Source organism: Sulfuricurvum sp. PD_MW2 (assembly GCF_002633015.1).
GTDB lineage: Bacteria > Campylobacterota > Campylobacteria > Campylobacterales > Sulfurimonadaceae > Sulfuricurvum.
This window is the reverse complement of sequence record NZ_NSIU01000003.1, coordinates 24423-37839: the sequence shown is the minus strand read 5'-3', so window position 1 is coordinate 37839 and position 13417 is coordinate 24423. Positions and strand designations below refer to the sequence as shown.

Annotated in this window: 11 protein-coding genes; 8 read left to right on the top strand and 3 right to left on the bottom strand. The window is 42.8% G+C overall.

Annotation, left to right across the window (positions count from 1 at the left end; all coding sequences use genetic code 11):
- Positions 1-7 precede the first annotated feature (7 nt).
- The 3 genes from CJD30_RS02745 to uvrC form a co-directional block, all read right to left on the bottom strand.
- On the bottom strand, positions 8-1654 hold the full coding sequence (locus CJD30_RS02745) for a hypothetical protein (RefSeq protein ID WP_294916086.1): 1647 nt from the start codon (positions 1652-1654) through the stop codon (positions 8-10).
- 9 nt (positions 1655-1663) lie between these two features.
- Entirely contained in the window at positions 1664-2080 is a 417-nt protein-coding gene (locus tag CJD30_RS02740) for a PAS domain-containing protein (protein ID WP_294916083.1), read from the bottom strand.
- Between the two features lie 67 nt (positions 2081-2147).
- A complete protein-coding gene (uvrC, locus tag CJD30_RS02735) occupies positions 2148-3956 on the bottom strand; it encodes an excinuclease ABC subunit UvrC (protein WP_294916081.1) in 1809 nt (602 codons plus the stop codon).
- Between the two features lie 71 nt (positions 3957-4027).
- On the opposite strand from uvrC, the gene CJD30_RS02730 reads away from it, so the two are divergent.
- The 8 genes from CJD30_RS02730 to lptD all read left to right on the top strand — a co-directional run bounded on the left by CJD30_RS02730 (position 4028) and on the right by lptD (position 13417).
- Positions 4028-4153, top strand: coding sequence for a hypothetical protein (locus CJD30_RS02730; RefSeq protein ID WP_294916079.1), 126 nt, complete (start codon positions 4028-4030; stop codon positions 4151-4153).
- Entirely contained in the window at positions 4143-5594 is a 1452-nt protein-coding gene (nadB, locus tag CJD30_RS02725; protein WP_294916077.1) for an L-aspartate oxidase, read from the top strand. The genes CJD30_RS02730 and nadB overlap by 11 nt, the downstream gene beginning before the upstream one ends.
- A 2-nt stretch (positions 5595-5596) precedes the next feature.
- Complete coding sequence (gene nhaD, locus CJD30_RS02720; protein ID WP_294916075.1) at positions 5597-6913, top strand: sodium:proton antiporter NhaD; 1317 nt, start codon at positions 5597-5599, stop codon at positions 6911-6913.
- Positions 6914-6994: 81 nt separating this feature from the next.
- The gene (gene guaA / locus CJD30_RS02715) at positions 6995-8539 is read left to right on the top strand and encodes a glutamine-hydrolyzing GMP synthase (protein WP_294916073.1); all 1545 of its coding nucleotides are present in this window, start codon (positions 6995-6997) and stop codon (positions 8537-8539) included.
- Between the two features lie 10 nt (positions 8540-8549).
- Entirely contained in the window at positions 8550-9200 is a 651-nt protein-coding gene (locus tag CJD30_RS02710) for a uroporphyrinogen-III synthase (protein ID WP_294916071.1), read from the top strand.
- Between the two features lie 365 nt (positions 9201-9565).
- Positions 9566-10834 carry a phosphoribosylamine--glycine ligase gene (gene purD / locus CJD30_RS02705; RefSeq protein ID WP_294916069.1) on the top strand — a complete coding sequence of 423 codons (1269 nt, stop codon included), beginning with the start codon at positions 9566-9568 and terminating at the stop codon, positions 10832-10834.
- On the top strand, positions 10834-11283 hold the full coding sequence (locus CJD30_RS02700; protein ID WP_294916067.1) for an RDD family protein: 450 nt from the start codon (positions 10834-10836) through the stop codon (positions 11281-11283). Before purD ends, CJD30_RS02700 begins: the two co-directional genes overlap by 1 nt.
- On the top strand, positions 11276-13417 hold the full coding sequence (gene lptD / locus CJD30_RS02695) for an LPS assembly protein LptD (protein WP_294916065.1): 2142 nt from the start codon (positions 11276-11278) through the stop codon (positions 13415-13417). The genes CJD30_RS02700 and lptD overlap by 8 nt, the downstream gene beginning before the upstream one ends.

The following is a 13417-nucleotide window of genomic DNA, read 5'->3' as shown; positions in this document are numbered from 1 at the left end:
TCCCTATTTATAATTGCTCAAGAAAATTGTTGAGTCTTTTGGATGCTTTGTTCGCTTCTTGTGCATCGTTAGTCTGTGATAATATAGCCAGTTCTTCAGAAATCTCACTAAGGCGTAAATTATCACTAATCCCTTTGAGCTGGGAGGCAGTTTTTTTCCAAGCGTGAGTGTCAAAAGCACTGATTGAAGCACTGATCTCTTTTGCAGCGCGCATAGCATCGTGTTTGTATTCCTCGACAAGCTCATTGAAGAAACTCTGTTCGATACCAAGCTCACCCGCTACAACCGTTTTGTTGTAGTTTAGAGGTTGCATTGGCTCAGAAACAGTACTGGAGAATGCCGGTTGATTATCAAAGGAGGTTGATGTGAGATCTTCATCAAGATTAATAGTAGGGGAAAGCTCTTCTTCATGAACGATGAGCGAATCATTGTCTTTGAGTGCAAATGAATAGATGTCATCATCACGTAATGAGGTATTCAAAGCAGATGTCGATGATTTCTCTTCAGGGAAAAGAGGTTCTTCTGCATCTTTTGGGGAAAAGGCATACAGATCATCATTTGCTGGAATACTTGGGGTTATTTCTTCGATAAGTTGAGTATTGCTGAGCAATAACTCTTTCCCTTCCAGTTTATTGATAATGCTGTAAAAATATTTGAGGTTTGCTTCAATTTCGACCGGATCAGACGAAGTATTGATGATGCTGAGTGTTTCGAAAGCATCTTCAATACGCAGATTTGCAGCAACCCCTTTGAGCTTGTGGGATAATATTTTTAGATTGTTGATATCCCCTTTGAGGACTGCTTCGAATAACTCTTCTTTGAATTCATGGGATTGTTGAATAAAATCACCGATAAACTCTTGTATGAGATCAACCGGTAATCCCAACTCTTTTGCAGCTACATTCGGGTCAAAACGATAAGATTTATCAACTTTTAACGTATTGATAAATGCTTTTTCTGCGTTACTGTACTTAACATCTCCCAGCATCGGAAGATCAACTTTTGGCTCAGGTTGAATTTCTTGTACCGGTGCCGGTTCTTTTATCGGTAAAGAAGCTTCAGGGGTAAATTCATAGTGAAGTTCTTCATCACTCAGCGGCGATGTAAGGTTTGCATACAAATTATCTAATGGTTCATCGTTGAGACCTGATTCATTGAAAGCGGGAACATCCAGTACATCTGGTTCGCTAAGTGTTGTCGGGATAATATGCTCATAGCTCGGTAAAATGGATGGTGAACTTTCTGTATAAGATGGTGTTTGAATCGGTGCTGGTTTGACCTCTTGTTTAAGATTCTCTGCAATATGGTGAGGCTTAATCTCTTCTCCACTCAAGGATTGGATATGTGTCATCTCGATGATATAGCCGTTTTGAGAAGGATTTTCGGCTAAAAAGAGGCTATGGACATGAAGGGTGCACGAGAATGTTCGGCCGTTTCCGTGAACGATTGCAGAGCGTGCATCCGAATCGGCATGCAAAAGAAAGTCAATCCATCCGAAACTTTTGAAATTGTGAATATATCCGGGTTCTTTGGCAAAAAGATCAGCAACGTCATTGCAAACACTTAAGAGATCTTCAATGGAGGGATAGTTCAAGAGTTTTAGTCCCTCTTCGTCAATCCCGATAAATTCTTGTTTGTGATTATAAAATAGCACTTATGCCCCTTATTGTTCTTGCTCAAGCATTTTGCGGTAAAGCTCTGCGGTTTCTTCTATGTTTTTGCGCGAAGCAGGTTTACGTGCAGCCATATACCCTTTTACTTTCCCATTTTCATCATAGGTTGGGGTCACTTCGGTATCGACCCAGTAGTAACGGCCGTCTTTTCGTAGATTTTTGACTAAACCGTGCCAGAGTGTTCCTGATTGGATGGTTTGCCACATTTGAGCAAATGCGGCTTTGGGCATGTCGGGGTGGCGGATAATGTTATGCGGTTCTCCGATTAGTTCATCGACACTATAACCGGAGATTTCGCAAAATTTTCGGTTAGCAAAGGTAATGGTCCCTTTTAGGTCGGTTTCGCTTACTATGGCACGTCCTTCGAATTCGTATTCTTCATCCACCGGAGTAGGTTTTTGTATCATGTGACCCCTTTGCTAAAAAACTGTTGAAAACATAATCTGTGGAATATGGCATAAACTCCATAAAAGATTACTTAGAACCATCTCCTCTATAATGCTTTTGTATGTTTTCGGCATCTTTTTGTCCGACAAGCTCTACAAGTGTCTGAAAATCGCTCTTTGCTATCGATTCAAATGTTCCGAAATAGTCGATGAGCTTGTGTATTTTTGCTTGACTGATACCGTGCACGCTCAGTAGTTTTGACTCCTGATCCATTTTTAATTTTGTTTTTTTGTGAAATGTTATTGCACTTCGATGTGCTTCATCGCGCAGCATTTGGATAAATTGAAGACGTTTGTCGGTAGGTTCCAATCGGAAAAGGGAATTTTGTGTATGGAGGATATCGCGGGCTGAACCTTTTGCCCGATGCGATTTCGCGTCGATTTTCTCTTTACTGATGGCGATGACATCGAGATAAATTCCATAAGAAGTTAGGAGATCGATTGCCAGTGTCCGCAGCGTTGAACCGCCATCAATGACCCATAAATCGGGGGGAGGATTTGATTCGAATCCTTCAATTCGGCGACGAAGCATCTCGGACATTTGGGAGTATTCATCGCGGCTTTGGAGATGGTAGGTACGGTACCCTTTTTTATCAAAATGACCGTTTTCATAGGTAATCATTGCCCCGACTGTTCCAATTCCGCCGTGATGAGAGTTATCAAATACTTCAATCCGATGCGGAAGGGTATCGAGTTCGAATAACTCTCGGACTTGATCCAATAGTACCTCTTTGGTAGGTTGCGGAGCTCGGAGCAACTCATGAGCATTTGTTAACGCAAGATCGATCAGCTCTTTTTTTGCACCCCTCTGCGGTACTTCAAGAACTGCTTTTTTCCCGAAGAGCTGACTGAGGTGTTCTAAAACCCACTCGCTTGATTCAAACGAGTGCGCGGTAATGATAGGGGCGATTATAGGAGGTTTTTCGTTTCCGTAAAATCCGATCAAAGTCCGTTCGTATGCTTCATCGAGTGAAAAATAAGGGGTGATCGGGACAAAATCGTGTGTGCTGGAAGCGACTTTTCCCTCTCGGATAAAGAGACGCAGGATGCAAGCACGCGATTCACTCGCCACAATAGCGAACACGTCATAGTTTTCCGTTGATGCCAAATCGATTTGAGACGTGATTTCACTTTTTGAAATGCGATCAATACGGTCTCGTAACGCCATCGCTTCTTCAAAGCGGAGAGATTCGGAATAAAATTCCATTTTTGCACTCAACTCTTTTATGAGAAGCCGTTTATTTTGAATCCATTCGATCCCTTGATGTACCATTGGCAGATAGCTATCTCGTGCAATAGGAAACTCACACGGAGCCAAGCACTGTTTCGTTTGGTAAAAAAGACAGCTTTTTTTCCCTTTGAGGCAACTTTTTTTTTGAACCAACTTTAGCAGTTCGTACAGCGAGTCGAGAATGTCTCGTGCCCCAACCGAGAATGGGCCAAAATATCGGATCCCTTTTCCCTTGATGACCTTCCGGGTGAGTTCGAAACGGGGATATGTCTCTTCCATATCGATATAGAGATAAGGGTATGTTTTGTCATCGCGTAAGAGAATATTGTATTTTGGTTTGAGCTGTTTGATGAGCGAGTTTTCGAGAATCAGGGCATCGTGTTCATTTTCAACGATGATGTAATGGAGTCCCACGGTTTCGGAAAGCATCTTCTGAATACGTAAGGATAAGGATGTTTTGGGAGAAAGGTGCGGGGTAAGATTGAAATAGCTTTTAACCCGTTTGGAGAGATCTTTCGCTTTGCCGATGTAGAGGATTCTCCCCGCGTCGTCTAAATATTGATAGATCCCCGCTTGGTGCGGAAGGGAACGGATTTGCTCAATCATCGCTAAAACTCTTAATGAATAATTTATGGTAGCTATTATAACATCCGTCATTAAAGAAAATAGGGAGAACAATGTCAAAAATATTTGCATTGAGCGTCATTGCCGCAATCATAATGTTTGCGAGCGGATGCGGATACAAAGCTCCCCCGTACTACGAGAAACCTATCCCTGCCAAGGAATCATCCGTTGCGTTATGATGTTGTTATCATTGGTTCGGGGATAGCCGGTCTTTACACTGCAATCGCTTTGCCGAAACATTTAAAAGTATTGATTATCAATAAATCCAATCCGTGGGAATGCAATACCTATTATGCGCAAGGCGGGGTAACAACAGCATACAACGATGATGACATCCCCTCTCACGTTCAAGATACCCTGGATGCAGGGGCAGGGATGTGTAATGAGACGGCTGTGAAACTCATGAGTGAAAATTCGCAAAGCGTAATACGTGATTTGATAGCGCGCGGATTTGAGTTTGATTGTGACGAAGAGGGGAATCTACTCTATACAAAAGAAGCGGCGCATTCACGGAGCCGAATTTTGCATGCAGGCGGAGATGCGACAGGACGCTATCTCCACTTCTTTTTGTTGGGTCAAAATCCCCATCCGATGCTGAGTAATACGACGGTAATCGATTTATTGATCGAAAAAGACCGATGTTGTGGTGTGGAAGTGGTTACGCGAGGAGAGCGGAAAACGATTTTGGCCGATAACGTTGTGATCGCCAGCGGAGGGGTCGGTTCGTTGTATGAATATCATACCAATGCGTTTACGATCAGTGGAGAGTTGCACGGCATTTGCATCGAAAAAGGGATTGAACTTGAATCGATGGAGATGATGCAATTTCATCCGACGGTATTTGTAGCCAATAATTGGGCACGTAAACAGCTTCTCTCTGAAGCATTGCGCGGAGAAGGGGCTCATGTCGTCGATGAAAACGGCTATCGCTTTTTGTTTGAATACGATCCTCGTGGAGAGTTGGCACCGCGTGATATTGTGAGCCGTGCCATTTTTGATTATCGTCAACGTACCCAAAAAGGGGTCTATCTCTCGTGCGAACATTTTGAGAGTGAATATTTCAAAGAACGTTTTCCGAATATTTACAAATCGCTCAATGATTTGGGATTTCATCTTCCAAAAGAGAGGGTTCCTATCTCGCCTGCATTCCATTATGCCGTTGGAGGGATTAAAACCAATCTTGATGCCAGTATCCCTGGAGTCAAAGGGCTCTATGCAGCGGGTGAAGCTGCATCTACAGGTGTGCACGGAGCGAATCGCTTGGCAAGTAACTCATTGCTAGAAGGGTTGGTATTTGCCAAAAAAGCGGCCGAATCTATTTTGGCAAATACTTCAAAAGGGTGCCGTGAGACGTTTAGCTTAAGTGATGAGCCTTTAGAACTGGACGGTGACAAAGAGAAAAAAGATGAACTACGCCGGATTATGTGGGAAAATGTCTCTATAAAGCGTACTCCGCAAGGGTTGGCTATGGCGTTGGAAGCGATAGAAAAAATGCTTGCATCTGCTGTGGGAAGATTATTGCGCTTGCGCCTGCTGACGGCACGAAGTATTGTTACTTCGGCACAAAAGCGCTCAGAATCGATTGGAGTTCATTACATTACATCCGATGAGGCATCTTGAACATGTATCCTGTTGAGCAGGTGACATTGAGCTCGACTCCTTTTGGATGGCTATTACTAACGCTGTTTATCGTTGGGTATTACTTTATCGCTACAGAAGAAAAATACCATATAGACAAAGCCAAACCTGCCCTCTTTATGGGAACACTCATGTTTGTGATGATCGGATCGTATTATGTTGTCCGAGGGTATGATGTTACCCCTTTCGAAGAAGCGATTGAACATCTGATTTTAGAAATAGCAGAAATATTTTTCTTTTTGTTTGTTGCGATGACTTACATCGAAGCATTGATTGAACGGGGAGTGTTTACTGCATTACGAGCTAAATTGATTGCAAAGGGATATAGTTATCGGGAACTTTTTTGGATTACCGGAGTATTGGCTTTTTTTATCTCTCCGGTTGCCGATAACCTTACAACGGCACTTATTCTTTCGACAGTATTGCTAACGATTGATTCAAAAACGAAACCGTTTTTAGTTCCAAGTGCGATTAATGTTGTCGTGGCAGCAAATGCTGGGGGTGCATGGAGCCCTTTTGGAGATATAACGACGTTGATGGTTTGGGCTGCGGGGAAAGGGACGTTTGGTGAGTTTCTTTATCTATTTCCAGCTTCATTTTTAGGATGGCTTGTTACAGCCTATCTTCTCAGCCGATATGTACCCGATGCTGATCCAAACAAAGATGGGAATCCTGAAGAAGCAGAGAAAATTAAGATATTAAAAGGAGGCAAAGTAATCATTGCTTTTGGTGCCCTTACGATAGCTTTTGCCGTAATCGGTAAGCAATTTATCCATTTGCCTCCAATGTGGGGCATGCTTTTTGGACTCTCTATTTTGCAACTATATATGTATTTTTTGAAGAAAAAACACAATATAGAGGTCAGTATATTTGAGTCAATGAGTAAAATTGAAAATAATACGCTGCTTTTTTTCTTTGGTATTCTCGCAGCAGTAGGCGCACTTCATTTTGCAGGATTTTTGATTTATGCCGCTAAGCTTTATGAAATATTTGATCCTACGATTGTCAATATCGGGGTCGGATTTTTATCGGCTGTTGTCGATAATGTTCCCGTAATGTCAGCAGTACTTAAAGCTTCTCCTGCGATTGATCAGGCACAGTGGATGTTAGTAACCATGACTGCAGGAATTGGCGGTTCGCTCATTAGTTTCGGTAGTGCGGCTGGTGTCGGAGTAATGGGTAAAATGCATGGAATTTATACGTTTTCATCTCATTTGAAGCTTGCCTGGACGGTACTCATCGGGTATATTGTGTCATTGTGTGTTTGGTATTTTCAGTTTGTGGTTTTAGGACTTTATTAACTCCTAAATATCTTTTGAGTATCCTTTCATAAGCAAAGGGTATTTATTCCCTCCTAATCATTCAACCCCAAAGGCTCAAGCGTGAAAGATGTCAATATTATCGTTCTAGATTTTGGCTCACAGTATACTCAGTTGATTGCACGACGACTGCGTGAAGATAAAGTGTATTGTGAAGTACTTCCGTACCACACTAAAATCGATGCCATCAAAGCTAAAAATCCAAAAGGAATTATCCTTAGCGGCGGACCTTCATCCGTGTACAACAAAGATGCGTACACTGTTGATCAAGGGGTGTATACACTCGGTATCCCAGTACTTGGTATCTGTTACGGTATGCAGCGCATCGCTGTCGATTTCGGCGGAAGCGTTGTTCGAAGCGATCATCACGAATACGGCAAAGCGGAACTGACCATCGATATGACACAACACTCTGTGCTGTTTGAAGGGTGCGAAGACGAGCGTGTTGTTTGGATGAGCCATTCGGATAAAGTAGACGTATTGCCGGAAGGTTTTGTACCGATTGCTTATTCGCCGAATTCTCCGTATGCGGCTATCGCCGACGAATCACGCCAAGTCTATGCGATGCAGTATCACCCTGAGGTAAATCATTCCGAAGAGGGGTATTTGATGCTCCGCAACTTTGCCCGTAAAATCTGCGGCATTACCGAAAAATGGGATATGGGGCACTTCCTCAAAGAACAAATACTCAAAATCCGCGCACAAGTGGGTGAGGGGAAGGTTCTTTGTGCCCTTAGCGGCGGAGTTGACTCTTCGGTTGTTGCGGCATTGTTGTACGAAGCGATCGGCAATCAGCTGATTCCTGTTTTCGTTGATAATGGATTGCTCCGAAAAGGGGAACGTGAGTCGGTTGAAAATATTTTCAAAGTGCATCTCAAAGTACCTCTCATCGTTGCGGATGCAGCGGACAATTTCCTCGGGAAACTTGCAGGGGTAACCGATCCGGAAACAAAACGCAAAATTATCGGACATACGTTTATCGAAGTGTTCGAAGCGGAAGCAAAAAAACATGACGGTATTAAATTCCTTGCGCAAGGGACATTGTATCCTGACGTTATCGAATCGGTTTCGGTCAACGGTCCGTCGGTAACGATTAAAAGTCACCACAATGTCGGAGGATTGCCGGATTGGATGGATTTTGAACTGATCGAGCCGTTGCGTGATTTGTTCAAAGACGAAGTGCGTAAACTCGGGATCGAACTTGGTCTTCCGGAATCATTGGTGAATCGTCATCCGTTCCCTGGGCCGGGTCTTGGAATCCGTATCATGGGTGAAGTGAACAAACCGGATCTCGATTTGCTGCGTGAAGCGGATGCTATTTTGCTTGACGAGCTCAAAGCGAGCGGATATTACACCAAAACATGGCAGGCGTTTGCCGTTTTGTTGAACGTTAAATCGGTCGGTGTTATGGGAGATAACCGTACGTATGACAATACCGTATGTGTCCGTGTTGTTGAAGCGGTGGACGGTATGACGGCAACATTTGCCCATCTTCCGCACACATTGTTGGAACGTATCAGTCGTCGTATCATTAACGAAGTGGACGGTATCAACCGCGTCGTGTACGATATCAGTTCTAAACCGCCTGCAACGATCGAATGGGAATAAGGCGCACCCTTTGCGCCCGATCTATCTGATCTCAAAAACTCCCCATCCGGGAGTCATTCATATCCCTATCTTAACCATCTCTTTTTTACAACCTGATATTGATTTTACGAAATACAATGGAATCATTCTTACGTCTAAACAAGCTGTTTTGGCACTTGAACATTATACCTTTGACTGGGAACGACTAACATGCGTGTGTGTATCGGAAGGGACGGCAGATGCGGCTCGAAAAGGAGGTGCAGGTCGTGTCGAAATTGGGGATGGATACGGTACCTCTCTTCCAAAAGTGTTAAAATCATTTGCACTAAATCAAAGATGGCTTTATCTTCGTCCGAAAGTGATTGCGACCGATTGGGTTGAGACGGCTCGAGAGGATGGGATACATATTGATGAAGCGATTGTCTATGAGACGACCTGCAATGAAGAAGCACATGGGGTTTCGATAGAAGCGAACGCAATATTGGTATTTACCTCTCCTTCATCGATAACATGTTTTTGTAAATGGTATTCGATCCTGCCGACTCATACTGTCGTGGCCATCGGTAAAACAACAAGAGATGCTTTTGCCGATGCTAAAGAGGTCTTGATAAGTCCCCAAAACAGTGTCGCTTCAGCGGTGGAATTGGCACAAAAAATTGCCCATTCAACGTTATCCTTTTAAGCATTTTGAGGATATAATTATATTCTCTGGGTGAAGCGACTAATCGCATTTTGAGGGTTCTACATATTCAACAAGCCGCACCCGTAGACGTCATTCGGTGCCGGTGGTCTCGCTTGAACGCGTACGCGTGAGAGATTGCCGCCGAGTAATGACGCTCGAGCGGCTTTATTCGGCTTTGAGAACCAAAGCTACTGCGAAACGCCCGCCCGGGCTTTATTAATAATTTGACGATAGAGGAATACAATCCCTCCATCTACGCTAGCCGCTTGGGCTACTAAAGCTAGCTTCTGGCGAAGCAGAATTATTTTTTTTGAAAAGCGTTAGCGTATTTCAGATAAGATAATTAAATTTTTTCAAGGTGATTTATGCGAGTAATGGTAATCGGTAGCGGCGGACGCGAATTTTCAATCGGGCGGGTATTAAAACAAGATCCTGCAGTAAGTCAACTCTTCTTTGCACCGGGTAATGGGGCTACTGAAATGTTGGGGGACAACGTTGCGATTAAAAATTACGAAGAACTTGCTCAGTTCGCAGTTGATCAAAAAATTGATTTGACCATTGTCGGACCGGAAGGACCTCTTAGTGATGGTGTCGTGGATGTGTTCAAAGCTAAAGGGTTGGTGATCTTCGGTCCAAGCAAAGCAGCTGCGCAACTGGAAGGCTCAAAAGTCTATATGAAAAACTTTTTGGCGAAGTACGGTATCCCAACGGCACGCTACATCGAAACCGATCACATCGGTGATGCGTTCAAGTTTATCGAATCGTTGAGCGCTCCGATTGTTGTCAAAGCTGACGGTTTGTGTGCAGGTAAGGGTGTTATTATTGCTATGAGTCATGAAGAAGCGAAAGTTGCCGTTTCAGAAATGCTCAGCGGAAAATCGTTCGGTGATGCCGGCAAACGTGTTGTTGTGGAAGAGTTTTTGGATGGATACGAGCTTTCGATGTTCGCTTTGTGTGATGGTAAAGACTTTATTCTTCTTCCTGCTGCTCAAGATCACAAACGACTGTTGGACAATGATGAAGGTCCGAATACCGGAGGAATGGGGGCATATGCACCGACTCCACTGGTAGACGATGTGATTTACGAAAAAGTAAAAGATCGTATTGTTCGACCGACATTGGATGGGATGCAGCAAGAGGGAGCGCCGTTTGAGGGGGTTCTCTTTATCGGTTTGATGATCGTTAACGGTGAGCCGATTACCTTGGAATTTAACGTCCGCTTTGGAGATCCGGAGTGTGAAATTTTGATGCCGTTATTGAAAACACCGGCAAGTGAGCTTTTCTATAAAGCGGCTACCAAACAACTGGATGCACTGAACGTTGAATTTCATAACAAATATGCTGTTGGTGTGGTGATGGCAAGCCGAAATTACCCGTATGATAATTCTGAACCGGCTGAAATCATTGTCGATGAAATCCATCATGATGAGATTTCACAAAACACGCATATCTCTTATGCGGGTGTTACTAAAGAAGACGATAAAATTTACGCTACCGGCGGACGTGTATTGGTATGCGTCGGAGTCGGTGAGAGCATCAAAGAAGCGCGGGATCGTGCCTACATGCTGTGTGGACAAGTTCACTTTGCAGGCAAAAAATTGCGCGGTGATATCGCGTATCAGGCGCTTCGCTGATGGATGAAAAACTCGATTCCCTTCTAGAACGAGAGCATTTGGAACTCTCTTCCATACGGCAGCGGGCAGCTGCATTCGGAATCGATGAAATTCTTTTGTCGGTCATCATGATGATTATTTTATGGGATTCGATGCTTAAGGCCACCACATTAGAGAATATGATTGCTCTGACCAATAGCTTTTTACTTGAGTACATGAGTATCAAAATCGTCTATCAAACTTTTTTTACGATGCAATACGGTGCGACAATCGGAAAGATTGTAATGAAAATCCGTGTAATTGAAATCACAACTCTCTCTAATCCTGGATTTTTAAGTGCTTTCAACCGTAGCGTTTTCCGTGTCGTTAGCGAGATTCTTTTTTATCTTGGGTTTATTTGGGCAATGCTCGATCCATATCGTCGAAGCTGGCATGATCGAACGGGAAGGACTTTAGTCGTCAATGGGTAAATTTTATTGGATTAGTTTGATTACAGCGACAGTTCTTTTGGGTGAAGATCGTGTCGAGTTGTATGGAACTAATGTGGATGCAAACGGTTCGATTGCTACTGCAACAGGAAATCCGGTTGCCTTGTATCAAGATCAAATCATTAGCGCCGATCAATTGACGTATGATCGCAATACCAGTATTATGGAAGCGACAGGTAAAGTCAATGTTTTTAAAGGTGGCCAATACCATACGATGAGTAACTACTCACGAATCAATTTTATTGATGAGACGCGTTATTCTGCTCCCTATTATGGAATAGATCAACAAAATGGTTTATGGATGAGCAGTGCCGAGGCACAGGCATGTCAGCACGATATTGATTTGAAAAGCGGAATGGTCTCAGGGTGTGATTCGGCAGATCCCTTATGGAAAATCCGCTTTAGCACAGGCGATTACAATACGGATAAAATGTGGGTGAATTTGTATAATGCCCGTTTAGAAATTGAAGATATTCCTGTATTCTATCTCCCTTATTTTGGCTATCCTACCGATACAACGCGTCGAAGTGGATTATTGATGCCTCTTATAGGAATTTCTGGATCGGAAGGGTTTCATTATCTTCAACCAATTTATTTTGCTCCACATAATTGGTGGGATTTGGAACTTCGACCTCAAATTCGTACTTCTCGCGGTTCGGGGATGTATGGAGATTTTCGTTTTGTTGATACGGCATCGTCTCAAGGTTCATTCCGTTTCGGATATTTTAAAGAGCAAAATGCATATGCCCAAGAGCATGATTTAGCCCACAATAAGCATTATGGGTATGATGTTAAATACCGTCATAAAGCCCCTTTGCAAGAGTGGTTTCATCTCAATTTAGAGGGTCAATCCGGGCTTTATGCCGATGGCAGATGGATGAATGATGTCGACTATCTGAATCTTCAACAGAGTGATGAAACAAAAAATGTAACAGCAAATCAGATATTATCACGAATCAATTTTTATTACAGCAATGAAGATAATTATTACGGAACGTACTTTAAACATTATCAATACCTCAATATCAACAATAATGGAGAAACGATCCAAACGCTTCCAACGCTCCATTATCATCGCTATCTAAAAACATATTTTGATGATTATCTCCTTGTAAGCGGCGATGCAACGGCAACGCACTATTATCGCCCGAATGGAAAAAGGGCAATAGAGGGGAATTTTAATATTCCTCTTACCCTCCAAACCTCTCTGTGGGATGACTATATCGATGTGAGCTATACATCGAATGCTTCCGCCAAAGTAATAGGATTTTATGCAAATGGACGTCCGGATGAAACGGGGAGTATGTATGATCAGGGTAAATATGCGCAGCTTGATCATACATTTAATATAGGGTCGACATTGGTAAAATCATATGATTCAAATTTAACCCATGTATTGAACCCTTTTGCAAGCTATACCTCTGCCGGAAGCCGTTATTACAGCGGGTACTATCAAACTTACCATTCGAATCAAGAATGTGTCGCGGGTAATACAAATCCGGCGTGTGAATTTTATACCCTTTCATCCCCAAGTGATACCCTCTCACTAGGGCTAAATAACTATTTATTTAGAAATGGTAGTCAATTGGTGGTAGATCGATTGTCGCAGAATTTTCGTTATGATGATCAAGGAAGCTATTACGGTGAATTGCAAAATGAGTTAGAATGGCAAATCACTAAAGCCGTTTCATTGTACAATCAAACAGCATTTAATCATGATCGTAACCGAATTACAAAAGAACAAAATACGTTACGCTATAATAGTGAAACAGTCGCAGCCGGCATTGGACATTATTACAGTGACCAGCTTAGAAATAATATCCCCGTTTATGCATCCTATTGGACTGCAGACGCATCATATCGCTATAATCGGTTCTATAAATATTTTGCCAATATCGCGTATGATTATCATGAATCACTTTTGAAGCGTGGTGAGATAGGCCTTCTGTATTCTCAACGCTGTTTTGATTTAGGGGTACGTTTTGTACAAAACCGTCGTCCGGTTTTGACCAATACCAATACAAGTAATACGGTCGATGATTCATTTATTTTTATTTCGATTATATTAAAACCGATCGGTGGATCAGAATTTAACTATAAATTCGCCGGAAATTAG